The sequence below is a fragment of the Amycolatopsis sp. lyj-90 genome, assembly GCF_046549035.1.
Classification (GTDB): Bacteria; Actinomycetota; Actinomycetes; order Mycobacteriales; family Pseudonocardiaceae; genus Amycolatopsis.
This window is the reverse complement of sequence record NZ_JAJPWP010000007.1, coordinates 33,135-56,039: the sequence shown is the minus strand read 5'-3', so window position 1 is coordinate 56,039 and position 22,905 is coordinate 33,135. Positions and strand designations below refer to the sequence as shown.

The window sequence follows — 22,905 nt, the reverse complement described above, 5'->3', positions numbered from 1 at the left end:
TTTTCCTCAGCGCGCGTCAGGAGGCACGGTGCCGAGGGCGTTGCGGAGCCACTGCTCCACACCCGCGACGTGCACGGTGGCCCACGAACGCGCCAGTTCGGGTTCGCGCGCGGCGATGGCCTCGTAGATCGCGGAGTGCTGCTCACGGGTCTTCGCGACCGCGCCCTCCTGCGTGAGCCCGCGCCAGATGCGGGCGCGCGCGGTGGGGCCGGACAGGCTGTCCAGGAGCGAGCACAACACCGGATTACCGGAGCCGTCGGCGATCTTGCGGTGGAACTGCAGGTCGTTCGCGACCAGCGCCTCCACCGTCGGCGAATCGGCCAGTTCGTCGAGCAGGCGGCCTAGCTCCGCGATGTCCTCGTCGCTCATGTGCAACGCGGCCAACGCCGTCGCCGCCGGCTCGAGGATCCGGCGGACGGCGAGGAAGTCCAGCACGGTGTCGTCGCGGTGGAAGTCCACCACGAACGTCATCGCGTCGAGGAGGAGATTCGGTTCGAGGCTGGTGACGTACGTTCCGTCGCCCTGGCGGACGTCGAGCACGCGGATCAGGCACAGGGCCTTCACCGCTTCGCGCAGCGAGCTGCGGGACAAGCCGAGCCGCTGGGCCAGTTCCGCCTCTTTCGGCAGCCTGTCGCCCGGAGCAAGCTCGCCGGAGATGATCATGTCCTTGATCTTGTCGATCGCGACATCGGTGACCGGCATGTTCCACCGCCCTCCCCGAAGACCTCGGATGTTTGAGTGTTAGTTGACAGAGTGCCATGTTTCGAGCTGAGGAGGCGCGGTGACCCACGGTGTCGCACTACAAAGAGTGGCACTCCACACCCGGTTGAAGCCGGGCAAGGAGGCCGAATACGAGTCGGTCCACGCCGTCATCCCGCCTGACCTCGACGAAGCGCTGCGCGGTGCGGGTGTGCGTTCGTGGCGGATCTGGCGCGACGGTCTCGACCTGTTCCACGTGGTGGAGGTCGAGGACTACGCGAAGATGCGCGCGGCCCTGCGCGAGCATCCGGCCAACATTCCCTGGCAGGCACGGATGTCGGAGCTGCTCGACGTCGAAGACGACTACTCGGGCGACGATTCGGGCCTCGGCCTGGTTTGGGAGCTTCCGTGAAGATCTCCCTGTCCCCACTGGGGCTCGGCTGCGCGCAGCTGGGCAACCTGTACCACGCCATCACCGACGAGACGGCCGAAGCGACCGTCCGGCAGGCGTGGGACGAAGGCATCCGGTACTTCGACACCGCTCCGCACTACGGTCTCGGCCTGTCGGAACGGCGGCTGGGCGAGGCGCTTTCGGCCTACTCCCGCGCGGACTTCGTGGTGTCGACCAAGGTCGGCCGGGTGCTGGAGCCGAATCCCGCCGGTGCTTCGCGCACCGACTCGCAGGGTTTCGTCGTCCCCGCGGCCTACAAACGACGCTGGGACTTCAGCCGCGACGGGATCCTCCGGTCGCTTGAGGACAGTCTGACGCGCCTCGGGCTCGACCGCGTGGACGTCGTCTACGTGCACGATCCGGACCAACACTTCGAAGACACCGTCAACGGCGCGTTCCCCGCGCTGCTCGAACTGCGGGAGCAGGGCGTCATCGACGCCATCGGGGCAGGGATGAACCAGGCGCCGATGCTCGCGGAGTTCGTCCGCCGGTTCGACCTCGACGTGATCCTGCTGGCCGGGCGGTACACGCTGCTCGACCAGCCCGCACTGGACGATCTCCTGCCGCTGTGCGTGGAACGCGGTGTGGACGTGGTGGTCGGGGGAGCCTTCAACGCCGGGATCCTCGCCACCGCGTCGCCGGGCACGATGTACGACTACGCCGAGGCCCCGGCCGAACTGGTCGAGCGGGCCCAGCGGATCGCCGAAGTCTGCGAGCGGCACGGCGTCGAACTCCCTCAGGCCGCGCTGGGATTGCCCGCCGCGCATCCGGCGGTGGTGTCCGTCGTCGTCGGCGCGCACGATCCCGGTCAGGTCCGGCTCAACGCGGAACGGTTCCGGCGACCGGTGCCGCGCGAGTTGTGGACGGACCTGATCCGTGCGGGACTGTTGCGAGAGGACACCCCGCTGCGGCCGGAAGGACAGTCGTGATCGACGCGCACCACCACCTTTGGGATCCTTCGCGGCGGCACTACCCGTGGATGACGGGTACGGCGCTGGATCCGATCCGCCGTCCGTACACAGTGGACGATCTCCGGACGGTGACCAAGGCGGCGGGGGTGAAGGGGACCGTGCTGGTGCAGACGGTCTCGTCGGAGGAGGAGACGTACGAGTTCCTCGCCACCGCTCGTGCGGAACCGCTGATCGCGGGTGTCGTCGGCTGGACCGACCTCACCGCCCCCGACGTCGCGGAGCGCGTCGCCGCGTTTTCCGGCCCCCTGGTGGGAATCCGGCATCAGGTGGAGGACGAACCGGACCCTTCCTGGCTGACGCGGCCCGATGTTTCGCGGGGTCTCGCCGCGCTCGGCGAGGCCGGGCTGGCGTACGACCTGCTGGTGAAGCCGCCCCAGCTCCCGGCGGCCCTCGCGGCGGCTTCCGCGCTACCGGACCAGGTCTTCGTGCTCGACCATGCCGCGAAGCCGCCGATCTCTTCGGGGGAATGGCAGCCGTGGGCGGACGGCGTCGCGGCGTTGGGGGAGCTGGACAATGTGTACTGCAAGCTCTCGGGGCTGGTGACCGAGGCGGACTGGGCACAGTGGAAGGTCGGACATCTGGCGCGCTGGGCCGAGCACGTGCTGGAGTCCTTCGGGGCTTCGCGGCTGATGTTCGGCTCCGACTGGCCGGTCTGCGAACTCGCCGCCGCGTACGAAGTCGTTGTGGACACGGCCTTTTCGCTGACGGGCTCGTTGAGCGACGCGGAGCGGTTGGAGTTCTTCGACGGCACCGCGCGGCGGGCGTACCGCCTCTCGTGAGTGGTAAGGACGGTTCTAACCGTCCTTACCACTCACGAGGTAAGTACGGCGCGGGGTCCGGGCGCCTGCGAACCGCCGATCGACGACCTGCGGCAGGGGGAGAAAAGATCAGAACTCGTCCTGCTTGACCATCGTCCGCAGGCGGGCCAGTGCGCGGTGCTGCGTCACGCGCACGTTGCCGGCGGAGATTCCGAGAGCCTCGGCGGTTTCGGCGGCGGAAAGGCCGACGGCGATGCGGAGGGCGAGGATCTCCTGCTGCACCCGGGGAAGGGTGGAGAGCAGACGGCTGAGCCGGGCGCCCAGGTCCAGGTGCAGAGCGTGGGTTTCGGGCTCGTTGTCGCCGATGGGCCGTTCCGGGAGTTCCGGTACCGGCTCCGACCGGTCGCGGGAGACCGCGCGGTAGGCGTCGGCGACCTTGTTGGCGGCGATCGCGTGCACGAGATAGAGGAAAGAACCGCCGCGGTCCTGGTAGCCCGGCAGTGCCTTCAGCACGGCCATGCACACTTCCTGCGCGACGTCGTCCGCCGACAGGTAGGACAGATCGCGGCCGCCCATCCTGGCGCGGCAGTACCGGACCACGACGGGGCCGATCATCCGCAGCAGTGCCTGGATCGCGGCGGGATTCCCGTCGCCCGCGTCTTTGACGAGGGGGTCGAGGTCCTCTTTGGTCAGCCGTCCGCCCGGTCGAGGCAGGTTCTCCGGTGTCGTGTATCCGGGAACCGCATCGGGGGTGACGGATCTGGGCGCGCTGGAGATGGTTTGCATGGTCGTCCTCCCCGGCCGACCCTGCGACCGTCGCTGTCGAGGGGTCAACACTCCGTAACGATTCAAGGCGGCAGATGCTCCGTAAGATCAGATTCACCTGCCGCCGATGCGACGCAGCGTAATCGTAGGCGCCGATCGGACGGCAGTAAAGATTTCAACTAGAGATAGCCCATTCGACGGAGTCGGCTTAATACAACCGAGACTCTGCGTCGCGAAGAAGGCGGCCGCGATCGCAGGATGTGCGCGGCCCTTAGCGCACCGCGATCAAAGCGACCGCGGTCGCTACGACGAGTGCCGACGCGGTGACAGCGAAGGCTGGGTTAAGAGGTTTCGGGGTGTCCGGGCCGCGCAGTGCCCGTTCACGAATCGAGCCGATCACGACCAGGACGACCACCATGGCGCCCGCGACGGCGACCGGGATGACCGCCGTCCCCCAGCCTTGCCGGGCGGCCGTGTGCAAGAGCAGGAGTGTGCAGGCAGTAGCCGCGAGCGCCGTCCGGCGCCAGGCCAGCCCGGTCCGTTCCGCTTGCGCTCCGTGATCGCTCACGTGCTCTTCACGTTCACGAGAAGAGCACCAGGGCCGCGGCGGTCAGGGTGATCACGAGGATTCCGGCCGTCAGCAAGATCAGCAGCCCGCTCTTCGGCAGCGGCCGCCCCGCGCGCATCGCGCTCTGGACCTGCCGCCAGCGCGGATACGCGGACGCCGCGAGGACGGCGGCCAGCACGACGCACAGTCCCGCGAGGACGGTGCTCAGCGTGCTCGGGTCGGGAACCAGCTGGTGGACGGCGACGCCGCCGGCCAGCAGGCCCAGCGCAGTCCGGAGCCAGGCGAGGAAGGTCCGTTCGTTGGCGAGGGTGAAGCGGTAATCGGGTTCCGAACCACCTTCGTGCGGTCCGTTGATCTCTGTCACCCGACGAACACTAGGCGCTGCGTCGCGCGAAAACCCACCAGCGAAGGACCGCGAAGCGCGCGATGCCGCCCACAACGCTGGCCGCGAGCAGGGCGCCTGTCTGCTCCAGCGCGGTCGGCTCGGTGATCACCGCGTCGAGTGACGCGAGCACGATCGAGCCATAGACGGCGTAAAAAGCGAACGTCATCAGGTCCTGGAAGTGCCGTTTGCCCGGGTGACTCTTCCGGGTGGCGAAGGTGACCCGGCGGTGGAACTCGGTGTTCCCGACGGTCGTGACCGCGAGCGCGACCAGATTGGCCACCTGGGGGCCGAGGATCGGCTGCAGGACAAGGAACAGCACCGCCTGCAGGCCGGTGGCGACGACACCGGCGACGACGTACCACGCGGCATGGTGGCCGAGCTCGTGGTGCCGTTCCGGCGCGCGCCGGATGATCCGGTGCCCTGGCGCCCACCTGGTGGTGGTCATACCGACGACGCTACTCCTTGTTTCACAAACTTGTGAAGCCAGTAAACCCGCTGAGGGCTGTGATCCCCGCGACAGCGACTGTCGCCGTTTGGTCGTCGGCGCCATCGGGTAGGCCACAAGGGCCGGGTCGAGTACAGCACGTCCCGGCCGACGCCCGATGAGGAGGGAGCGGCCGATGAGCGACCGCGATACGGCGGAACCGGAAACGCTGAGTCCCAGCGAGGCACTCGACGAAGACGAACTCCGCGTCGATCCGCTCGAAGAAGGTGTCGAGCCGCCCGAACACTGGAGCGGCGCAGACCGGTTCGGGACCACGCCCGCGGAGATCCGCGAGGGCGAATCACACGCCATGCGGCTGGCCGAAGAGGAGCCGGACATCGGCTGAAAATGATCTTCACTCAGACGGCAGGCCATGCCGAGACCCCCTAGCGTGGTCCGTCAAGTGCAAGACCGCGACGAAGGAAGGGCAGAGATGCTTACAGTCACCGAAGCCGCCGCCGAGGCGATCACCGCACTGACCGGGCAGGAGAACGGACAAGACGGAGGCGGCTTGCGTTTCGCGATGCATTCCCAGCAGGGGGACAGTCCCCAGCTCGCGGTTTCCGTCGCCCCCGAACCGGAAAGCGGCGACAAGGTGCTCGGCGCGGACGGCGGTCCGAAGGTGTTCTTGGAGCCCGAGGCGGCCGCGTTGCTCGACGACAAGGTGCTCGACGTCCAGCAGGACGAGACCGGCGAAGTCGCCTTCGCTGTACTCCCGCAGGCTCAGCCCCAGCCTGGCAGCTGAGCCCGGCGGGTTCAGGCTTTAAGTCCGGGCCCAGGCACGGACCAGCTCGCCGGCCCGCTCGCGCAGGAGTTCCGCCGCGTGCGCACGCGCGTGGTCGAGCGAAGGCGCGTGGTCGATCAGGGCGGCGCTGCCCACGACACCGAGGCCGGCGAGCTGGCTCTCGTCCAGCTGGATCCGCCCGGCCAGCACCATCAGCGGTACCGAATGCTCCTGCGCGCGGGCCGCGATGCCCGCCGGGGCCTTGCCGTCGAGACTTTGCTCGTCGAGTGAGCCCTCGCCGGTGATGACGAGGTCGGCGCTTTCGATGGCTCCGGCGACCCCGGTGAGCCCGGCGATGAGCTGGAAACCGGACTCGACCGACGCCCCGAGCCCCGCGATCGCGCCTGCCGCGACCCCGCCTCCCGCGCCCGCTCCGGGAAGGTCGGAGACGTCGGTGGTCCCGGCGTTCCGCAACGCCTGCGCCCAGCGGCCCAACGATTCGTCCAGTTGCTCGACCTCGCGCGGGCCCGCGCCCTTCTGCGGCCCGAAGATCGCGGCCGCCCCACGCGGTCCGAGCAACGGGTTCGTCACGTCGGTGGCCACGGCGACCTCGACGGAGCCGAGCCGGTGGCGCACCGGGCCGAGTTCGGCCGACGCGACGCGGCCCAGTGTGCCGCCGCCGAGTCCGACCGGTGCGCCGAACGCGTCGAACACCCCGGCGCCCAGCGCCGCCAGCATCCCGGCGCCGCCGTCGGTGCTCGCGGTTCCGCCGACCGTCAGCACCAGCCGCCGCGCGCCGTGGTCGAGCGCGTGCGCGAGGAGTTCACCGACGCCCCAGGTGTGCGCGGCCAGCGATACTTCCGGGCTCGGCTCCACGAACTCGATCCCGCACGCGCGGGCGGACTCGATGTAGGCCGTTCCGTCGAGCATCACGTAGCGCGCGTCGACGGTGTCGTCGAGCGGCCCGCGGACCGGAAGCTCCACGAGACGGCCGCCCGCCGCGACGAGGACGTCGAGCGTTCCTTCGCCGCCGTCGGCGACCGGGCAAGAGGAGACTTCGGCCTCGGGCAGCGCGTCGCGGACGCCGTGGGCGATCGCCTCCGCGGCCTCGACCGCGGTCAGGCTTCCCTTGAACTTGTCGGGCGCGATGACGACACGAGTCATGGACGAACCTCCGTCAGGGGGTTTCCGCCGGTGAGCACCGACGCGACGTTCTCGGCCGCGAGCACGGCCATGGCAGTACGGGTCTCGACCGTCGCCGATCCGAGGTGCGGCGTCAAGACGACGTTTTCGCGATCCAGCAGGCGCGGCTCGACCTCGGGTTCGGCTTCGAACACGTCGAGGCCCGCTCCGGCGATCTCCCCGGCTTCGAGCGCGTCGGCCAGCGCCGCCTCGTGGACGACGGGGCCGCGGGTGGTGTTGATCAGGTACGCGCCCGGTTTCATCGACTTCAGCGCGTCCGCGTCGACGAGGTGGCGGGTCTCCGGTGTCAGGGGGCAGTGCAGTGACACGACGTCGGAGCTTTCCAGCAGTTCGCCGACGGACACGTACTTCGCGCCCAAGGTCTTCTCGACGTCCTCGGCGGCCCGCGATCGTCCTGAGTAGACGATCCGCATGCCGAAACCGAGCGCCCGCCGCGCGACCGCCTGCCCGATCTGGCCGAGCCCGACGATGCCGAGCGTCTTGTCCTGCAGGCCGGAGCCGAGCAGGAAACCCAGGTGGAACGACCACGGGGTGCGAGACCGGATCAGCCGTTCGCCCTCGCCGAGCCGTCGCGTGACCGCGAGGAGCAGCCCGAACGCCAGATCCGCGGTCGCGTCGGTGAGCACGCCGGGGGTGTTGGTGACGGTGACGCCGCGTTCGGCCAGTGCCGGGACGTCGATGTTGTCGTAGCCGACGGCCACGTTCGCCACGACCTTCAGGCCGGGGCCCGCCGCGTCGGCGACCGCTCCGTCGATCCGGTCGTGCAGCATGCCGACGATCGCGGACGCGCCCCGGACGAACTCACGCAGTTCGTCCGGCGTCAACGGCCGATCGGCGCGCGACAGTTTCACCTCCCCGGCTTCGGCGAGCACTTTCAGCGCTTCGTCGGGAATCCACCGGGTCACCGCGATCGTCGAGGTCACTCCCTCAGCCTAGTGCGCGGCAGTTGGTATCCCAAATGCTCGAATCCCCGTTATGAGGGAGGCGCTTCCCCTGCGCGGGGGAGTCGTCACCGTCGGGGACCCCGGATGGTCGTAAGGGCGGAAAACCTCCGCGAGCAGGGGATTCGAGGGGTGGAAGATGAAACGATCACGAGAACTGGCGGCCGTCGGTGCCGCGATGGTCCTCGCCGCGACGCTCGTCGCGGCCGGTCCGGCGTCGGGGCGGAAGGTCAAGGCCGTCGAATGGTTTCCGCCGGGCAGTGGGGTCAACTGAGCGGGATCGGTGCACTCGCGTAGTCCTTTTCGGACGGTGCCGGATCGCTCCCGTGTGTGGTCGCGCCTGCGCCAGGTCCACCGAGAGCTGAAGGGGCCCTTCCCCGCGTCTCGCGCGGCGAAGGGCCCTTTCGCCACGTGTCATGCGGTGAAAGGCCCCTTCGGCCCACCAAAGAAGGAGTGCCCCGGCCTGCCCGGCTGTGCTATGTTCATATGCAGAACAAGTGTGCGCGATACGAACAACCCGGGAGTGGGGATGGCGGAGCTGCAGTCGTTGAAGGAGGCCGTGGCGCGGCTGGTGCGCGATGGTGACACCGTCGCGCTCGAGGGCTTCACGCACCTCATTCCGGTCGCCGCGGGCCACGAGATCATCCGTCAGCGCCGCACCGGCCTGACGCTGGTCCGCATGACCCCGGACATCGTCTACGACCAGCTCATCGGCGCGGGCTGCGCGAGCAAGCTGATCTTCTCGTGGGGCGGCAACCCCGGAGTCGGCTCGCTGCACCGCTTCCGCGACGCGGTCCAGCACTCGTGGCCGGTACCCCTGGAGATAGAGGAACACAGTCACGCGGGCATGGCGAATCGCTACGTCGCCGGTGCGTCGGGCCTGCCGTTCGCCGTGCTGCGCGGCTACACGGGCACCGATCTTTCCGCGCAGACCGACACGATCAAGCCCATCACCTGCCCGTTCACCGGGGAGCAACTCGCCGCCGTCCCCGCGCTCAACCCGGACGTGACGATCGTGCACGCCCAGCGCGCAGACCGGGCAGGCAACGTCCAGATCTGGGGCATCACCGGCGTGCAGAAGGAAGCGGTGCTGGCGGCGAAGCGGTCGTTGGTCACCGTCGAGGAGGTCGTGGACGAGCTGGAACCCCGCCCGGGCGCGATCGTGCTGCCGTCGTGGGCGGTCACGGCCGTCGCCGAGGTTCCCGGCGGCGCGAAGCCGTCGTACGCGGCGGGGTACTACGAGCGGGACAACGACGCCTACCAGGCATGGGACGCGATCGGCCGGGACAGGGAGAGCTTCACCCGCTGGCTCGACGAGCTGACGGGAGTGAAGGCATGACCGAGTACACCTCCGACGAGATGATGAGCGTCGCCGCCGCTCGCGCGCTCGGCGACGGGATGTCCTGTTTCGTGGGCATCGGCCTGCCGAGCACGGCCGCGAACCTGGCCCGCCGCGGGCACGCGCCGAACCTCACGCTGATCTACGAATCCGGCTGCCTCGGCGCCAAACCGAGCCGGCTCCCGTTGTCCATCGGCGACGGCGAACTCGCCGACACCGCCGACGCCGTGGTCAGCGTGCCCGAGGTCTTCAACTACTGGCTCCAGCCCGGCCGGATCGACGTCGGTTTCCTCGGCGCCGCCCAGCTGGACAAGTTCGGCAACATCAACACCACCGTCATCGGCCCGGACTCCGCTGATGAGTTCTCGGCGGGAACGAGTACCTCGAACTACGCCAACCCCAAGGTGCGCCTGCCCGGGGCGGGCGGGGCGCCGGAGATCGCCGCTTCCTGCCGCGAGGTGTTCGTGGTGCTCCGGCAGAGCACCCGCACGTTCGTCGAGAAGGTCGACTTCGTGACGTCGTTCGGTCACGGCACCGGCAAGGGCGATCGCGAACGCCTCGGTCTCCCCGGCGCCGGGCCGACGCTGGTGGTCACCGACCTCGGCCTGATGCGGCCCGACCCGGAGACCGCCGAGCTCACGCTCACCGAACTGCATCCCGGGATCGAGGTCGATCAGGTCGTCGAGGCGACCGGGTGGAAACTGAAGGTGTCCGGCGACCTGGGAACCACCCCGGCGCCGACCGAGGCAGAACTCCGCATCCTCCGAGACCTCAAAAGGGCGAGCGCATGACCGACGTCTTCCTGTTCGACGCCATCCGTACCCCGTTCGGCAAGTACGGCGGCGCCCTGTCCGGCGTCCGCCCGGACGACCTCGCCGCCACCGTGCTGCGGGCGCTGGCCGAGCGCAACGACCTGGACCCGGCCACCGTGGACGAGGTCGTGCTCGGCGACGCCAACGGCGCGGGCGAGGACAACCGCAACGTCGCGCGGATGGCGGCGCTGCTGGCGGGCTGGCCGACGACGGTCCCGGGTGCGACCGTCAACCGGCTGTGCGGCTCCGGTCTCGACGCGGTCATGCAGGCGAGCCGGTCGGTCCAGGTCGGCGACGCTTCGCTCGCCGTCGCGGGCGGGGTCGAGTCGATGAGCCGCTCACCGCTGGTCATGCAGAAGCCGGAGAAGGCCTTCCCCGCCGGAAACCAGACGCTGTACTCGACAGCGCTGGGCTGGCGCATGGTCAACCCGAAGATGCCGGAGCAGTGGACGGTCTCGCTCGGCGAGTCCACCGAACAGCTCGCCGAGCGGTACGGCATCGGCCGCGACGAGCAGGACGCGTTCGCCGTCCGCAGCCACGTCAACGCCGCCCGCGCCTGGGACGAGGGGTTCTACGACGATCACGTCGTCCCCGTCGAGGGCGTCGAGCTCACTCGTGACGAAGGCATCCGGCCGGACTCCAGCCCGGAGAAGCTCGCGAAGCTCAAGCCCGTCTTCCGTCCACAAGGGACGGTCACGGCCGCGAACGCGTCGCCGCTCAACGACGGCGCTTCCGCGCTGCTGCTCGGCGACGAGGCCGCGGGCAAGCGGCTCGGCAAGGCGCCGCTGGCCAGGATCGCCGGACGGGGCGCGGCGGGCGTCGACCCCGACGTCTTCGGCATCGGCCCGGTCCGCGCGGCCGAGATCGCCTTGGAACGGGCCGGGATCGGCTGGGAAGACCTGGCGGCGGTGGAACTGAACGAGGCGTTCGCCGCGCAGTCGCTGGCCTGTCTGCGGGACTGGTCGAAGCTCGACCCGGAGATCGTCAACGTCAACGGCGGAGCGATCGCGATCGGGCACCCGCTGGGCGCCTCCGGCGGCCGGATCCTCGGCACGCTGGCCCATCACCTGCGCCGCACCGGCGGCCGATGGGGGCTGGCGGCCATCTGCATCGGCGTCGGCCAGGGGCTGGCCGTCGTCCTCGAAGCCCGCTGAGCCACCGAGCCACTGACCCGCGCCTGGAGGAGGCAGCATGTCCGCACCCGCAGAACTGAGGCTCCCGCGCTACCGGCGCGATCCGGAGGGGACGCATCCGCCGCTCGACTACGCCGGTTACCGGTCGACCGCGCTGCGGCACCCCCAGGAGCCGCTGATCGTGCTCCCGCATCTGCTGACCGAGGTCACCGGGCCCGCGCTGGGGCCCGGGCGGATCGGCGAGTTCGACAACGACCTCACCCAGGGGCACGAGGGCGAGCCTCAGGGACAGCGGATCATCGTCACCGGGCGGCTGCTCGACGGCGACGGGCACCCGATCCGGGATTCGCTCGTGGAGGTCTGGCAGGCGAACGCGGGCGGGCGGTACCGGCACACCGGTGACCGCTGGCCGTCTCCGATCGACCCCAACTTCGACGGCGCGGGCCGGACGCTGACCGACGGCGAGGGCCGCTACACCTTCACCACCATCAAACCGGGCGCGTACCCGTGGAAGAACCACGACAACGCCTGGCGGCCGGCGCACATCCACTTCTCCGTCTTCGGCAGCGCGTTCACCCAGCGGCTGGTCACCCAGATGTACTTCCCGGAAGACCCGCTGTTCTCGCAGGACCCGATCTTCAACTCCATTCCGGACGAGAAGGCCCGTCAGCGGATGATCGCGCGGTTCGACCTCGACCGCACCGAAGCCGAGTGGGCGCTGGCCTTCCAGTTCGACATCGTCGTGCGCGGCCGCGAGGCGTCGGTCTTCGAAGACGAGGAGGACGAGCACTGATGCCGGAGACGACGCCTTCCCAGACCGTCGGCCCGTACCTGTCCATCGGCCTGCCCTGGCCGGACGGGCCGGACGTCGTTCCCGCGGGCGAACCGGCCGCGATCCGCATCCACGGCCGGGTCCTCGACGGCGCGGGCGAACCGGTCCCGGACGCGATGATCGAGACCTGGCAGGCCGACGCCGACGGCCGGTTCGACCACCCCGACGATCCGCGCGGAGCGGTCGCGAGCGGGTTCCGGGGCTTCGGGCGCTGCCCGACCGATCCCGGTGGCAACTACGAGATCCGGACGATCAAGCCCGGCGTGGTGCCCGGTCCGGCGGGCAGCTCCCAGGCGCCGCACATCGACGTCTCGGTGCTCGCCCGCGGGCTGCTGCACCGCGTCGTCACCCGGATCTACTTCGAGGACGACGACACCGCCCACGACCCGGTGCTGGCCTCGGTCCCGGAGGCCCGCCGGGGCACGCTGATCGCCACCGCGACCGGCGACGGCTACCGGTTCGACATCCGGCTCCAGGGCCAAGGGGAAACGGTGTTCTTCGATGTCTAGCTTTTCGATGTCCGGGTTCTCGATGTCCGAGCCGGTGAAGGTGCACAGTGTCGCGGAAGGGCCCGAGGACGGTCCGGTCGTGGTGTTCAGCGGGTCGCTCGGCAGTGACCACCGCATGTGGGAGCCGCAGGTCGAACCCTTGGTGGCCAAAGGATTCCGGGTGATCCGGTACGACACCCGCGGGCACGGCGCGTCCCCGGTGCCGCCCGGGCCATACACGCTGGAGGATCTCGGCGGTGATCTGCTCGCACTGCTCGACGAGCACGGCGTCGGACGCGCTCACTTCGTCGGGCTCTCGCTCGGCGGGATGACCGGGATGTGGCTGGGCGTGAACGCGCCGGACCGGCTCGAGAGCCTCACGCTGTGCTGCACGTCCGCGAAACTCGGGCCGCCGCGGATGTGGGCGGACAGGGCGCGGACGGTCCGGGAGAACGGCACCGGCTCGGTCGCCGAAGCCGGGGCCGGCCGCTGGATGACAGCCGGTTACGCCGCCGCCTATCCCGAGCAGGTCGGGTTCCTGCGCGAGATGATCGCGAACGTCCCCGCCGAGGGATACGCGGCGTCCTGCGAGGCCATCGAACGGATGGACCTCGTCGGGGACCTGCCCAAGATCGCGGCGCGGACCCTGGTCATCGCCGGGGCCGAGGATCCGGCGACCCCGGTCCAGCACGCCGAGGTGATCGCGGACGGCATTCCGGACGCGCGGCTCGAGGTCGTCGAAGGCGCCGCGCATCTGGGGAGCTTCGAACAGCCGGAGCGGTTCACCGCGCTGATCCTCGAACAACTGGAAGCGGCCCGATGAGCGAAGACCCCTACGAGACAGGCATGCGGGTGCGCCGCGAAGTCCTCGGCGACGCGCACGTCGACCGCGCGGTCGCCCGCACCACCGAGTTCAGCCGCCCGTTCCAGGACTACATCACCCGGGGCGCTTGGGGTTCGGTCTGGTCGCGCGACGGACTCGACCGCAAGACCCGCAGCTGCGTCACCCTGGCCGCGCTCACCGCGCTGCACGCCCACGACGAACTCGCCATGCACGTCCGGGCCGCCGTCCACAATGGACTCACCGCGCAGGAGATCTCCGAGGTCCTGCTGCACACCGCCGTCTACGCGGGTGCCCCGGCCGCCAACGCGGCGTTCGCCGTCGCCCAGCGGGTGCTGGCCGAACTCGGTGAGCCTGCGGCTCAGGAAGAGGGTGGCGGTTAGGGTTCCGGTATGGACGAAGGCGAGGTGACCGAGCGCGGAGCGCACCATGTCCAGTCGCTGGAACGCGGGCTGGCGGTGATCAAGGCGTTCAACGCGGACGCGGCGGAACTCACGCTGAGCGACGTCGCCCGCTCCACCGGGCTGACCAGGGCGGCCGCCCGCCGGTTCCTGCTGACCCTCGTCGACCTGGGATACGTGCGCACGGACGGCAAGTACTTCTCGCTCACCGCACGGGTCCTCGAACTCGGTTACTCGTACTTGTCGAGTCTGTCGCTGCCCGAGGTCGCCCAGCCGCATCTGGAACGGCTGTCGGCCGAGGTGCACGAGTCGAGTTCGGTCTCGGTGCTCGAAGGCCTGGACATCGTCTACGTCGCGCGCGTGGCCGTTTCACGGATCATGACCGTCAGCATCAACGTCGGCACCCGCTTCCCGGCCCACGCGACCTCGATGGGGCACGTTCTGCTGGCCGGCCTCGAAGGCGAAGACCTGCACGGCTACCTCGACGCGGCCAAGCTCGAGAAGCTGACCGCGCACACGCTGACCAGGCAGCAGGACCTGATCGCCGAGCTGAAGCGGGTCTACCGGCAGGGTTACGCGATGGTCGACCAGGAGCTCGAAGAAGGTCTCCGCTCGATCGCCGCGCCGATCCGGGACCGGCGGGGCCGGGTCGTGGCCGCGGTCAACCTCTCCACCCACGCCAGCCGCACGACGCCGGAGTCGGTCGAGCGCGAACTGCTGCCGTCGCTGCTCGTGGCGGCACAGGCCATCGAGGCCGATCTGGCGTCGGCGCCGCCGGCCAAGGCAGGACACACGAAGGCAGGGCATGGCTGAGGTCGCCGGGTTGCTGCTCGCGGCCGGTGCCGGGCGCCGGTTCGGCGGGCCGAAGGCGCTCGCCGTCCTCGACGGTGAGCCGTTCGTCATCCGAGCCTTGCGGGTGCTGGCCGACGCCGGTTGCGCACCGGTCCGGGTGGTCCTGGGTGCCTCGGCCGAGGAAGTCCGCAGGCTGTTGCCGAGTCCTGAGGTCGCCGTCCTGGCCGAAGACTGGGAGTCCGGCATGGGAGCGTCACTCCGCGCGGGCCTGAACGCACTGGAAAAGACCGGCGCCGAAGCCGCCGTCGTGCACCTCGTGGATCTGCCCGGCGTCGGTGCCGAAGTGGTGCGCCGAGTCACGGACGGGGCCGACGAGGAAACCGTCGCGCGGGCGGCCTACGGAGGTGTTTCCGGTCATCCCGTCGTGCTCGGCCGCCGCTGGTGGCCGGAGATCGTGGCGGGCGCGTCCGGGGACAAGGGCGCGCGAGACTGGCTGAAGAGCCGTCCGGACCTGCGGCTCGTCGAATGCGGTGACCTCGGCACCGGGCACGACGTGGACCGCCGCGAGGATCTTCCAGGCTGATCTCGCGCTCCCCGGGGCATACGATCGGGAAGTGACCGTCGAATCGCCGGAGAAACTGGCCGAAGCCCTCGAATCGGTCGGCTACCTCGCCGACGACGGCATCGCCACGGCCGGGTTCCTCGCGCTGCGGCTCGGCCGCCCCCTGTTCTGTGAGGGCGAACCGGGCACCGGCAAGACCTCGCTCGCCTTGGGGCTGTCCGAAGCGCTGAGCCTGCCGCTCATCCGGCTCCAGTGTCACGAGGGGATCGACGCGGCGCAGGCACTGTACGAATGGGACTTCCCCCGCCAGTTGCTGCACTTGCGGGCGCTCGAAGCCGCGGGTGACGGCGGCCTCGACGTCGAGGCCGCCGAGCAGTCCCTTTACACCGAACGTTTCCTGCTCTCCCGGCCGCTGCTGAAGGCGTTGCAGACCGCGCCGTGTGTCCTGCTGGTCGACGAGATCGACCGGGCCGACGACGAGTTCGAAGCCTTCCTGCTGCAACTCCTCGACGAGAACGCGGTGACGATCCCCGAATTCGGCGAGGTGCGTGCCGAGCATCCGCCGCTCGTGGTGCTCACCTCCAACCGGACGCGGGAGGTGCACGACGCGCTGAAACGCCGCTGTCTCTATCACTGGCTCGAACACCCGGACCTCGCCCGCGAGATCGAGATCCTGCGCCGCAAGATCCCGGGTCTGGGCGAAGGGCTCGCGGCGCAGGTCGCGACGGCGGTGCAGCGCCTCCGGGCGATGGAGTTGCTGAAGCCGCCCGGAGTGGCGGAATCGCTGGACTGGGCCCAGGCGCTACTCGCCCTCGGGATGTCCGAACTGGACGCCGCGAACGGCGCGAGGACCCTGGGTTCGGTCCTCAAGTACAGCGAAGACCTCGACAGGGTCCGCGCCAAACTGGACAAACTCCTCGCCTGAGCCGCTTCAACGCCGCCGCAGCGACGCGTCGAGCAGCGACGGCGGGGTGTCCATCTTCTCGTCCGGCGCGAGGTCGGCGCCGGGAGCGACGATCTCGTCGATCGCGTCGAGGACGTCGGCGGGCAGCACCGTGTCCGCGGCGGCGAGTTGCGACTCGAGGTGCACCGGCGTGCGCGGTCCGATGATCGCGCTGGTCACGGCCGGATGGGCGGTCACGAACCCGAGCGCGAGCTGGATCAGCGTCAGCCCGGCCTCGTCGGCGACCTTGGCCAGGCGTTCGACGGCCTCCATCCGGGCCCGGTTGGCCGGGATGGCGAGGTCGAAGCGTTGCGGCCGGCTCTTCGCGCGGTTGGTGGTGATCTCCCGGCCCTCGCGGACGGCGCCCGAAAGCCAGCCCGAAGCGAGCGGGCTCCACGCCAGCACGCCGAGCCCGTACTCCTCGGTCACCGGAAGAACGTGCGTTTCGATGCCGCGCTGCAGGATCGAATAGCTGGGCTGCTCGGTGACGTACCGGCTCAGCCGGGCTTCGCGTGCTGCCCACTGCGCCTGCACGACGCGGTACGCGGGGAAGGTCGACGAACCGAAGTAGCGGATCTTCCCCGCGCGCTGCAGATCGGTCAGCGCCGAAAGGGTCTCCTCGTCGCTGGTCTTCGGGTCCCAGCGGTGGATCTGGTAGAGGTCGACGTGATCGACGCCGAGGCGGCGCAGGCTGTTGTCCAGCGCGGTGACCAGCCAGCGGCGTGAAGCGCCCTGATGGTTGCGATCGTCGCCCATCGGCATGGTCGCCTTCGTGGCCAGCACGAGATCCTCGCGGCGGCCGGCGATGGCCTTGCCGACCATCTTCTCCGACTCCCCGGCGCTGTACATGTCGGCGGTGTCGACGAAGTTGACCCCGCCCGCCAGCGCGGCGTCGACGATGGCGGTGGCCTCGTCCTGGGTCGTGCGCCCGATCGCGCCGAAGTTCATCGCGCCGAGCGCGAGGGTGCTGACCTGCACACCGGTCCTGCCCAAGGTGCGGTACTGCATGACGGTGTCCTCCATGGCAAAATGAGCAAGCGGAACGTTGCTCCGCTAACAATACGGAGCACTGTTCCGTTTGGCAACCGAAGGAGTGGCGTGATGAGTGAAGAGGGCACCAAGACCAAACGCGCGGACGCCCGGCGCAACGAGAAGACCCTGCTCGACGCGGCCGCCGCGGTCTTCGTCTCTTCGGGCGTCGAGGCGCCGGTCCGCGACATCGCGGCCAAGGCGGGCGTCGGGATGGGCACGATCTACCGGCATTTCCCGACCAGGGCCGACCTCATCATCGCCGTCTACCGGCATCAGGTCGACGCCTGCGCCGAAGCCGGGCCGGAACTGCTGGCGTCGAGCGCTTCGCCGTATGAGGCGTTGCGCCGCTGGATCGACCTCTTCGTCGACTTCCTGGTCACCAAACACGGCCTCGCCGGGGCGTTCCAGGCGGACAACACCGGGTTCGAGACGTTGCACGCCTACTTCCTCGACCGTCTCCTGCCCGTGTGCGGTCAGTTGCTCGACGCCTCGGCGAAGGCCGGTGAGATCCGCGCCGATCTGCAGGCGATCGAGGTCATGCGCGGCGTCGGGAACCTCTGCATCGGCGCCGACAGCGACCCTCGCTACGACGCGCGCCGGATGGTCGGGGTCCTCATCGCAGGGTTGAGGGCTTAGCCGTTCAGCATCTTCAGGAAGCCGTTCTCGTAGAGCAAGGGATCGGCGTCGTAGCCGACATGCTGCGAAGTTCCCTTCGGTGTCACGTAAGTACGGCCCGCCGCGGCGCCGTCCTGTCGCACGTCGACCTTCGCCGTCCGCAGCTTGACCGGGCTCACGTCGTCGAGCACCTCGGACGAGGCGAGGGTGTCCCACCAGAACGCCGACCCGTCCTGGACGTACGGCGCGAGATCGGGCTGCGTGACGATCGCGTGCACCAGTTTCGCTTCCGCTGTCCGGCCTTCCCGGCCCAGACGCTCCACATAGGACGGTGTGATGGGGACGTCGTTCGTGGCGTCCAGCGGAACGATGTCGACCCGGCGGAGCCCGGCGAAGACCTTGTCCGCCGAAGCGGGGTCGAGCCACATGTTGACTTCCTGGGTGCCGTCGAACTTCTCCGCGTCCGGGCCGAACACGTTGCCGGGGACGTCGAAGGCGCCGCCCATCACGGAAAGCCGCGAAATCCGCTGCGCCACACCGGGAACGTCCATGGCTTTCGCCACGTTCGTGAGCGGCCCGGTCGCGATCACGACGACCGGTTTGGCCGACTTGAGCACCGTCGCGGCGAGCAGTGCCGACGCGCGGATCTTGGACGGACGGTCCGGAACCCCCGCGTCACCGAGCGCGCCGTTGAGGATGCTTTCGGTCCAGGCGCGGCCATCGGCGGGCATCGGGTTCACGCCGTGGTCGGAACCGTCGGCGACCGGAATGCCGGAGAGACCGCATTTCCCGAGCGCCGTCCGCACGTGGGTCAGCGCGCGCCCGGGGGTCCCGGCGCCGTTGTTGGTGACGGTGACCGCGCGCAGGTCGATGCGGCGCTGTTTGTGCGCTTGGCACAGATACGCGAGCGTCGCGATGTCCGCGAAGTCGGAGTCGCCGTCGAACACGACCGGGACCGGCGAGGACGGCGGGGTCGCCGAGGCGGCCGGGGCGACGGCCACGCCGAGGGCGCAGGCGAGGAAGGCGGCGAGCGCGGCACGGGACGAGAACATGGCGTCACCGTAGCGAGGATTTCCGGCAGGACCTAGGTCCTCTTCCGCGCCGAATCCATGGCGACGGCTCAGCGGGCGCGCTACAACTCGGTTATGGAACGTACACAGTGCTGTGTGGTGGGGGGCGGTCCGGCGGGGATGGTGCTCGGGCTCCTGCTGGCGCGAGCCGGGGTCGAGGTCACCGTTCTCGAGAAGCACAAGGACTTCTTCCGCGATTTCCGCGGTGACACGGTCCATCCGCCGACGTTGATGCTGCTCGACGAACTCGGGCTCGGCGAACGGTTCGCGGAACTCCCGTCGAAACGGCTGGAGAAGCTGCGGATGGTGATCGGCGACGCGACGATCGTCGCCGCCGATTTCAGCCGGATTCCCGGGCCGTACAAGTACATCTCGATGGTCCCGCAGTGGGACTTCCTGAACCTGCTCGCCGAAGCGGCGGCCGGGGAGCCGACGTTCACCCTGCGGATGGGCGCCGAGGTCACCGGGCTGCGCGCGGGCGGCGGGGTGCGTTACCGCGATTCCGACGGCGTGGAACGGGAACTGGCCGCGTCGCTCGTGGTCGGCTGCGACGGCCGGGATTCCCTGGTGCGCGCGGAAGCGGGACTCGTGCCGCACGAGTACGACGTGCCGATGGACGTGTGGTGGGTCCGCGTGCCCAAACTCGAAGACACGGGCAAGGAAGCCCAGGTGTTCGGCTGTTTCGCGAACGGCCTCGCCGGGATGACGATGGACCGCGGCGAGTACTACCAGACGTCGTACCTGATCCGGAAGGGGCAAGACGAGGCGTTGCGTGCCGAGGGCATCGAGAAGTTCCGAGAACGGATCGGCGGCCTGTTCGGCTGGGGTGAGGGCGAACTCGCCGCCATCCGCGATTGGGACGACGTCAAACTGCTGAAGGTCCGGATGTCCAAGCTCCCGCACTGGTATTCCGAGAGGGTGCTCTGCATCGGCGACGCCGCGCACGCGATGTCGCCTGCCGGTGGGATGGGCGTCAACATCGCCGTGCAGGACGCCGTGGCGGCCGCGAGGATCCTCGCCGCCCCGCTGCGGCGCGGCACGCTGACCGCGCGGGACCTGGGCAGGGTGCAGCGCCGCCGGAACTTCGTCGTCACTCTCACCCAGAAGATGCAACTGGGGGAGCACAAGATGCTCGTCGAGCCCGCCCTCGACGGGACGCTCACCGAGCGGACGATCCCCCTGCCTCTCCGGATCTCGGACCGGTTCCCGCTGCTCACAGGCCTGAGTGCGTTCATGGGTGGTATCGGCCCCCTTCGCGAGAAAACCCCGGCCTTCGCCCGCCGCTGACGCCGCGTTTCGTCCTCTAGTCGCGGTCCTTGCGCGTGCAACTACCGCAACCAGAGGACGAAACGCGGGCACAATGGAGGGGTGAGCGATCCACTCGCCGGTTTCGTCGGCTTCGCGGAGGCTTTGCGCGAAGCCGGTTTGCCGTGCGACGCGCACCGAGTGCAGGCGTACCTCGCGGCCGTGGGCGAGGTCGACCTGGCCGATCCCGAGCAGCTGTACTGGGCCGGGCGGCTGACGCTGTGCGCCGATCCCGACGACCTCCCCCGCTACGACGCCGCGTTCGACAGCTGGTTCACCGAGGCGGAAACCGGACCACGGCGGCGCGGCCGGGAAGCGGCCCCGAAGCGCGCCAGGATCGCCACGCTCGCGCAGTCACCGGGCCAGGGCGAGTCCGGCGCGGAGCCCGATCAGCTCCGCGTGGCCGCGAGTGAGGACGAGGTCCTGCGACACCGTGACCTCGCCGAACTGACCGTCGCCGAACGTGCCCACCTGCGGGAACTCCTCGCGAAACTACGCCCGGCCCTCCCGCCGCGGTCATCGCCGCGACGCCGCGCCGCCCGGCGGGGCACCCTCGACCCGTCGCGCACGCTCCGGGCGATGCTGGCCGGCGGCGGCGAGCCCGTGCGCCTGGCGTACCGGCGGAGAGGGACCAAACCACGCCGTCTCGTCTTCCTGATCGACGTCTCCGGCTCGATGGGGCCCTACGCCGACGCCCTGCTGCGGTTCGCGCACGTGGTGGCCAGGCGTGCCCCCGGCCGGGTCGAGGTGTTCACGCTGGGCACCCGGCTCACCAGGGTCTCTCGCCAGCTGCGCCTGCGCGATCCCGAGTACGCGATGCTCGCCGCGGCCGCCGCCGTCCCCGATTTCGCGGGCGGGACCAGGCTCGGTGAGACCCTGCGAGCCTTCCTCGATCGCTGGGGACAACGCGGCGTGGCCAGGCGTTCCGTGGTCACCGTGTTCTCCGACGGCTGGGAACGGGGCGACCCCGGCCTGCTCGGCGAGCAGCTCGCCAGGCTGCGGCGGCTCGCGCACGTCGTATTCTGGGTGAATCCGCACGCGGGGCGGGCAGGTTACGCTCCCGTGCAGTCCGGCATCGTGGCCGCGCTCCCGTACCTCGATCGGCTGCTCGCCGGGCACAGCTTGGCCACTTTGGAACGACTGCTGGTGGAGATCGCCGATGCGTGACGTACTGGACGAACTGCACCGCCGCTGGTCGGCCGGTGAAACCGTGGGGGTCGGCACGGTGGTGGCGACGTTCTCGTCGGCGCCCCGGAGCCCGGGTGCGGCGATGCTCGTCGCGCCTGACGGCACGGTCACCGGCAGTGTCTCCGGCGGCTGCGTCGAGGGCGCCGTCTACGAACTCGCGCAGCAGGTGGTCGCCGAACGCGCCCCCGTACTGCAGCGCTACGGCGTCAGCGACGACGACGCCTTCGCGGTCGGGCTGACCTGCGGCGGGATCATCGACATCTACGTCCAGCAGGTCGACCGCGAGTCGATGCCGGAACTCGGCGACGTCGTCGAATCGGTCCACAGTGGACAGCCGGTCGCCGTCGTGACGGTGATCGAGCACGAACGGGAAGGCCTGGTCGGGGAGCATCTGATCGTCTGGCCGGACCGCGTCGCCGGTTCGCTCGGCTCCTCGCGGATGGACGACGCCGTCGTCGACGACGCGCGCGGAATGCTCGTGGCGGGCCGCACCGGCACGCTGCACTACGGGCCGGACGGGCAGCGACGCGGCGAGGGGATGACGGTCTTCGTCAACTCCTTCGAGCCGCCCGCGCGCCTGCTGGTCTTCGGCGCCATCGACTTCGCCGCCGCGATGGCGAAGATGGGCGCGTACCTCGGTTACCAGGTCACCGTCTGCGACGCGCGGCCCGTGTTCGCGACGAAGAGCCGCTTCCCCGACGCGGACGAGGTCGTCGTCGACTGGCCGCATCGCTATCTCCGTGCCGAAGCCGACGCGGGCCGGGTCGACGGCCGGACCGCGATCGCCGTGCTCACCCACGATCCGAAGTTCGACGTGCCGCTGCTGGAGGTCGCGTTGCGCCTCGACGTCGGCTACGTCGGCGCGATGGGCTCGCGCAAGACCCACGACGACCGGTTCTCGCGGCTGCGCGAGGCCGGGGTCACCGAAGCGGAACTCGAACGGCTGTCTTCGCCGATCGGCCTCGACCTCGGCGCGCGGACGCCCGAGGAGACCGCGGTGTCGATCGCGGCGGAGATCATCGCGCTGCGGTGGAGCGGTTCGGGTTCGCGGCTCGCCGAACTCAGCGGCCGGATCCACGGCTGACGCCGGGCACCGGGACCGCCTGACTCGACTTGACCACGTCGAAGGCCGGCAGGGTCTCGAACCGGTTGACGTGCTCGGTGAACAGGTCCCTGGCCAGGTGGCGGCTCGCCTTGAGATCCGGGGTGAGCAGGACGACGACGTAGTCCCACTGCCCGACGATGCTGTAGCAGTGCTGGACGCGCGGTTCGGCCAGCATGCGCGCACGGAACGCGTCGTGATGCTCCACGTCGTCGTCGGTCAGCGCGACCAGGATGACCGACGCCATCCCGGCGCTCAGCGCCTCCGGATCGAGCACGGCGACCTGCGCGCGGATCACGCCCGCGGCGCGCAGCCTGGTCAGCCGCCGCTGGACCGCGCTCGGGGAAAGGCCGACGGCATCCCCCAGTTCGTGCAGCGGGCGGGCCGCGTCGACCTGGACGAGGTCGAGCAGCAGGTGGTCGATCTCGTCCAGAGTCACGCAAGATTTTTGCACGCGGACGCGAAAATTTACAATCGGCATGATCGGCTTCCCGCCTAGCT

General features: G+C 69.8%; 30 protein-coding genes. 20 read left to right on the top strand and 10 right to left on the bottom strand.

Annotated features, from left to right (window positions below):
* Positions 1–6: 6 nt before the first annotated feature.
* Complete coding sequence (locus ACLJPX_RS26580) at positions 7–702, bottom strand: FadR/GntR family transcriptional regulator (protein WP_410602700.1); 696 nt, start codon at positions 700–702, stop codon at positions 7–9.
* 106 nt (positions 703–808) lie between these two features.
* Here ACLJPX_RS26580 and ACLJPX_RS26575 point away from each other — a divergent pair, with 106 nt between their 5' ends.
* Genes ACLJPX_RS26575 through ACLJPX_RS26565 form a run of 3 tightly spaced genes read left to right on the top strand, consistent with a single transcriptional unit; the run spans position 809 to position 2,900 of the window.
* The gene (locus ACLJPX_RS26575) at positions 809–1,111 is read left to right on the top strand and encodes an L-rhamnose mutarotase (RefSeq protein WP_101609752.1); all 303 of its coding nucleotides are present in this window, start codon (positions 809–811) and stop codon (positions 1,109–1,111) included.
* Positions 1,108–2,079 carry an aldo/keto reductase gene (locus ACLJPX_RS26570; RefSeq protein ID WP_410602698.1) on the top strand — a complete coding sequence of 324 codons (972 nt, stop codon included), beginning with the start codon at positions 1,108–1,110 and terminating at the stop codon, positions 2,077–2,079. Before ACLJPX_RS26575 ends, ACLJPX_RS26570 begins: the two co-directional genes overlap by 4 nt.
* On the top strand, positions 2,076–2,900 hold the full coding sequence (locus ACLJPX_RS26565) for an amidohydrolase family protein (protein WP_410602696.1): 825 nt from the start codon (positions 2,076–2,078) through the stop codon (positions 2,898–2,900). Before ACLJPX_RS26570 ends, ACLJPX_RS26565 begins: the two co-directional genes overlap by 4 nt.
* Before the next feature lie 108 nt (positions 2,901–3,008).
* Here the strand turns inward: ACLJPX_RS26565 and shbA are convergent, their stop codons facing one another.
* The 4 genes from shbA to ACLJPX_RS26545 all read right to left on the bottom strand — a co-directional run bounded on the left by shbA (position 3,009) and on the right by ACLJPX_RS26545 (position 5,042).
* Complete coding sequence (gene shbA, locus ACLJPX_RS26560; protein WP_410602694.1) at positions 3,009–3,665, bottom strand: RNA polymerase sigma factor ShbA; 657 nt, start codon at positions 3,663–3,665, stop codon at positions 3,009–3,011.
* Positions 3,666–3,915: 250 nt separating this feature from the next.
* On the bottom strand, positions 3,916–4,212 hold the full coding sequence (locus ACLJPX_RS26555) for a DUF202 domain-containing protein (RefSeq protein WP_410602692.1): 297 nt from the start codon (positions 4,210–4,212) through the stop codon (positions 3,916–3,918).
* A gap of 13 nt (positions 4,213–4,225) precedes the next feature.
* Positions 4,226–4,576 (bottom strand): YidH family protein, encoded by a 351-nt coding sequence (locus tag ACLJPX_RS26550; RefSeq protein WP_410602690.1) that lies wholly within the window; start codon positions 4,574–4,576, stop codon positions 4,226–4,228.
* Positions 4,577–4,586: 10 nt separating this feature from the next.
* Positions 4,587–5,042 carry a GtrA family protein gene (locus ACLJPX_RS26545; RefSeq protein ID WP_101609747.1) on the bottom strand — a complete coding sequence of 152 codons (456 nt, stop codon included), beginning with the start codon at positions 5,040–5,042 and terminating at the stop codon, positions 4,587–4,589.
* Positions 5,043–5,217: 175 nt separating this feature from the next.
* Here ACLJPX_RS26545 and ACLJPX_RS26540 point away from each other — a divergent pair, with 175 nt between their 5' ends.
* On the top strand, positions 5,218–5,427 hold the full coding sequence (locus tag ACLJPX_RS26540; RefSeq protein WP_410602688.1) for a hypothetical protein: 210 nt from the start codon (positions 5,218–5,220) through the stop codon (positions 5,425–5,427).
* 87 nt (positions 5,428–5,514) lie between these two features.
* Positions 5,515–5,826, top strand: coding sequence for a hypothetical protein (locus ACLJPX_RS26535; protein WP_005153325.1), 312 nt, complete (start codon positions 5,515–5,517; stop codon positions 5,824–5,826).
* A gap of 18 nt (positions 5,827–5,844) precedes the next feature.
* On the opposite strand, the gene ACLJPX_RS26530 is transcribed toward ACLJPX_RS26535, so the two are convergent.
* Positions 5,845–6,969 carry a glycerate kinase gene (locus tag ACLJPX_RS26530; protein WP_410602686.1) on the bottom strand — a complete coding sequence of 375 codons (1,125 nt, stop codon included), beginning with the start codon at positions 6,967–6,969 and terminating at the stop codon, positions 5,845–5,847.
* On the bottom strand, positions 6,966–7,931 hold the full coding sequence (locus tag ACLJPX_RS26525; protein WP_410602684.1) for a 2-hydroxyacid dehydrogenase: 966 nt from the start codon (positions 7,929–7,931) through the stop codon (positions 6,966–6,968). The genes ACLJPX_RS26530 and ACLJPX_RS26525 overlap by 4 nt, the downstream gene beginning before the upstream one ends.
* Before the next feature lie 157 nt (positions 7,932–8,088).
* On the opposite strand from ACLJPX_RS26525, the gene ACLJPX_RS26520 reads away from it, so the two are divergent.
* The 11 genes from ACLJPX_RS26520 (at position 8,089) to ACLJPX_RS26470 (ending at position 16,074) form a co-directional block, all read left to right on the top strand.
* A complete protein-coding gene (locus tag ACLJPX_RS26520) occupies positions 8,089–8,223 on the top strand; it encodes a hypothetical protein (RefSeq protein ID WP_410602682.1) in 135 nt (44 codons plus the stop codon).
* 255 nt (positions 8,224–8,478) lie between these two features.
* The gene (locus ACLJPX_RS26515; RefSeq protein WP_410602680.1) at positions 8,479–9,288 is read left to right on the top strand and encodes a CoA transferase subunit A; all 810 of its coding nucleotides are present in this window, start codon (positions 8,479–8,481) and stop codon (positions 9,286–9,288) included.
* Entirely contained in the window at positions 9,285–10,079 is a 795-nt protein-coding gene (locus ACLJPX_RS26510; protein WP_410602678.1) for a CoA-transferase subunit beta, read from the top strand. Before ACLJPX_RS26515 ends, ACLJPX_RS26510 begins: the two co-directional genes overlap by 4 nt.
* A complete protein-coding gene (locus ACLJPX_RS26505; RefSeq protein WP_410602676.1) occupies positions 10,076–11,254 on the top strand; it encodes a thiolase family protein in 1,179 nt (392 codons plus the stop codon). Before ACLJPX_RS26510 ends, ACLJPX_RS26505 begins: the two co-directional genes overlap by 4 nt.
* A 37-nt stretch (positions 11,255–11,291) precedes the next feature.
* Positions 11,292–12,026, top strand: coding sequence for a protocatechuate 3,4-dioxygenase subunit beta (pcaH, locus tag ACLJPX_RS26500; RefSeq protein WP_410602674.1), 735 nt, complete (start codon positions 11,292–11,294; stop codon positions 12,024–12,026).
* Entirely contained in the window at positions 12,026–12,574 is a 549-nt protein-coding gene (pcaG, locus tag ACLJPX_RS26495) for a protocatechuate 3,4-dioxygenase subunit alpha (protein ID WP_410602672.1), read from the top strand. Before pcaH ends, pcaG begins: the two co-directional genes overlap by 1 nt.
* Before the next feature lie 22 nt (positions 12,575–12,596).
* Entirely contained in the window at positions 12,597–13,376 is a 780-nt protein-coding gene (gene pcaD / locus ACLJPX_RS26490) for a 3-oxoadipate enol-lactonase (protein WP_410603474.1), read from the top strand.
* On the top strand, positions 13,373–13,777 hold the full coding sequence (pcaC, locus tag ACLJPX_RS26485) for a 4-carboxymuconolactone decarboxylase (RefSeq protein WP_101609738.1): 405 nt from the start codon (positions 13,373–13,375) through the stop codon (positions 13,775–13,777). The genes pcaD and pcaC overlap by 4 nt, the downstream gene beginning before the upstream one ends.
* Positions 13,778–13,786: 9 nt before the next feature.
* Positions 13,787–14,608, top strand: a complete 822-nt coding sequence (locus ACLJPX_RS26480; RefSeq protein WP_410602669.1) for an IclR family transcriptional regulator C-terminal domain-containing protein — start codon at positions 13,787–13,789, stop codon at positions 14,606–14,608.
* Positions 14,601–15,170 (top strand): NTP transferase domain-containing protein, encoded by a 570-nt coding sequence (locus ACLJPX_RS26475; protein WP_410602667.1) that lies wholly within the window; start codon positions 14,601–14,603, stop codon positions 15,168–15,170. Before ACLJPX_RS26480 ends, ACLJPX_RS26475 begins: the two co-directional genes overlap by 8 nt.
* A 31-nt stretch (positions 15,171–15,201) precedes the next feature.
* Positions 15,202–16,074, top strand: a complete 873-nt coding sequence (locus ACLJPX_RS26470; protein ID WP_410602665.1) for an AAA family ATPase — start codon at positions 15,202–15,204, stop codon at positions 16,072–16,074.
* A gap of 6 nt (positions 16,075–16,080) precedes the next feature.
* On the opposite strand, the gene ACLJPX_RS26465 is transcribed toward ACLJPX_RS26470, so the two are convergent.
* Positions 16,081–17,100, bottom strand: coding sequence for an aldo/keto reductase (locus tag ACLJPX_RS26465; RefSeq protein WP_410603472.1), 1,020 nt, complete (start codon positions 17,098–17,100; stop codon positions 16,081–16,083).
* Positions 17,101–17,193: 93 nt separating this feature from the next.
* On the opposite strand from ACLJPX_RS26465, the gene ACLJPX_RS26460 reads away from it, so the two are divergent.
* On the top strand, positions 17,194–17,760 hold the full coding sequence (locus ACLJPX_RS26460) for a TetR/AcrR family transcriptional regulator (RefSeq protein ID WP_410602663.1): 567 nt from the start codon (positions 17,194–17,196) through the stop codon (positions 17,758–17,760).
* On the opposite strand, the gene ACLJPX_RS26455 is transcribed toward ACLJPX_RS26460, so the two are convergent.
* Positions 17,757–18,791: a nucleoside hydrolase gene (locus ACLJPX_RS26455; protein WP_410602661.1), complete on the bottom strand. Its 1,035-nt coding sequence runs from the start codon at positions 18,789–18,791 to the stop codon at positions 17,757–17,759. The two genes, ACLJPX_RS26460 and ACLJPX_RS26455, sit on opposite strands and share 4 nt — an antisense overlap.
* A gap of 93 nt (positions 18,792–18,884) precedes the next feature.
* On the opposite strand from ACLJPX_RS26455, the gene ACLJPX_RS26450 reads away from it, so the two are divergent.
* The 3 genes from ACLJPX_RS26450 to ACLJPX_RS26440 all read left to right on the top strand — a co-directional run bounded on the left by ACLJPX_RS26450 (position 18,885) and on the right by ACLJPX_RS26440 (position 22,386).
* Positions 18,885–20,096 carry an FAD-dependent oxidoreductase gene (locus tag ACLJPX_RS26450; RefSeq protein WP_410602659.1) on the top strand — a complete coding sequence of 404 codons (1,212 nt, stop codon included), beginning with the start codon at positions 18,885–18,887 and terminating at the stop codon, positions 20,094–20,096.
* An 81-nt stretch (positions 20,097–20,177) separates the two neighbouring features.
* Complete coding sequence (locus tag ACLJPX_RS26445; RefSeq protein ID WP_410602657.1) at positions 20,178–21,281, top strand: vWA domain-containing protein; 1,104 nt, start codon at positions 20,178–20,180, stop codon at positions 21,279–21,281.
* Entirely contained in the window at positions 21,274–22,386 is a 1,113-nt protein-coding gene (locus tag ACLJPX_RS26440) for an XdhC family protein (protein WP_410602655.1), read from the top strand. The genes ACLJPX_RS26445 and ACLJPX_RS26440 overlap by 8 nt, the downstream gene beginning before the upstream one ends.
* Here ACLJPX_RS26440 and ACLJPX_RS26435 read toward each other — a convergent pair.
* On the bottom strand, positions 22,364–22,843 hold the full coding sequence (locus ACLJPX_RS26435) for an Lrp/AsnC family transcriptional regulator (RefSeq protein WP_410602653.1): 480 nt from the start codon (positions 22,841–22,843) through the stop codon (positions 22,364–22,366). The two genes, ACLJPX_RS26440 and ACLJPX_RS26435, sit on opposite strands and share 23 nt — an antisense overlap.
* Positions 22,844–22,905: the final 62 nt, after the last annotated feature.

Coding starts and splice junctions, on each gene's coding strand:
- ACLJPX_RS26580 (WP_410602700.1), bottom strand. CDS start 702: ATGCCGGTCACCGATGTCGCGATCGACAAGATCAAGGACATGATCATC.
- shbA (WP_410602694.1), bottom strand. CDS start 3,665: ATGCAAACCATCTCCAGCGCGCCCAGATCCGTCACCCCCGATGCGGTT.
- ACLJPX_RS26545 (WP_101609747.1), bottom strand. CDS start 5,042: ATGACCACCACCAGGTGGGCGCCAGGGCACCGGATCATCCGGCGCGCG.
- ACLJPX_RS26540 (WP_410602688.1), top strand. CDS start 5,218: ATGAGCGACCGCGATACGGCGGAACCGGAAACGCTGAGTCCCAGCGAG.
- ACLJPX_RS26535 (WP_005153325.1), top strand. CDS start 5,515: ATGCTTACAGTCACCGAAGCCGCCGCCGAGGCGATCACCGCACTGACC.
- ACLJPX_RS26530 (WP_410602686.1), bottom strand. CDS start 6,969: ATGACTCGTGTCGTCATCGCGCCCGACAAGTTCAAGGGAAGCCTGACC.
- ACLJPX_RS26520 (WP_410602682.1), top strand. CDS start 8,089: ATGAAACGATCACGAGAACTGGCGGCCGTCGGTGCCGCGATGGTCCTC.
- ACLJPX_RS26515 (WP_410602680.1), top strand. CDS start 8,479: ATGGCGGAGCTGCAGTCGTTGAAGGAGGCCGTGGCGCGGCTGGTGCGC.
- ACLJPX_RS26510 (WP_410602678.1), top strand. CDS start 9,285: ATGACCGAGTACACCTCCGACGAGATGATGAGCGTCGCCGCCGCTCGC.
- ACLJPX_RS26505 (WP_410602676.1), top strand. CDS start 10,076: ATGACCGACGTCTTCCTGTTCGACGCCATCCGTACCCCGTTCGGCAAG.
- pcaH (WP_410602674.1), top strand. CDS start 11,292: ATGTCCGCACCCGCAGAACTGAGGCTCCCGCGCTACCGGCGCGATCCG.
- pcaG (WP_410602672.1), top strand. CDS start 12,026: ATGCCGGAGACGACGCCTTCCCAGACCGTCGGCCCGTACCTGTCCATC.
- pcaD (WP_410603474.1), top strand. CDS start 12,597: ATGTCCGAGCCGGTGAAGGTGCACAGTGTCGCGGAAGGGCCCGAGGAC.
- pcaC (WP_101609738.1), top strand. CDS start 13,373: ATGAGCGAAGACCCCTACGAGACAGGCATGCGGGTGCGCCGCGAAGTC.
- ACLJPX_RS26480 (WP_410602669.1), top strand. CDS start 13,787: ATGGACGAAGGCGAGGTGACCGAGCGCGGAGCGCACCATGTCCAGTCG.
- ACLJPX_RS26475 (WP_410602667.1), top strand. CDS start 14,601: ATGGCTGAGGTCGCCGGGTTGCTGCTCGCGGCCGGTGCCGGGCGCCGG.
- ACLJPX_RS26465 (WP_410603472.1), bottom strand. CDS start 17,100: ATGCAGTACCGCACCTTGGGCAGGACCGGTGTGCAGGTCAGCACCCTC.
- ACLJPX_RS26460 (WP_410602663.1), top strand. CDS start 17,194: ATGAGTGAAGAGGGCACCAAGACCAAACGCGCGGACGCCCGGCGCAAC.
- ACLJPX_RS26455 (WP_410602661.1), bottom strand. CDS start 18,791: ATGTTCTCGTCCCGTGCCGCGCTCGCCGCCTTCCTCGCCTGCGCCCTC.
- ACLJPX_RS26450 (WP_410602659.1), top strand. CDS start 18,885: ATGGAACGTACACAGTGCTGTGTGGTGGGGGGCGGTCCGGCGGGGATG.
- ACLJPX_RS26440 (WP_410602655.1), top strand. CDS start 21,274: ATGCGTGACGTACTGGACGAACTGCACCGCCGCTGGTCGGCCGGTGAA.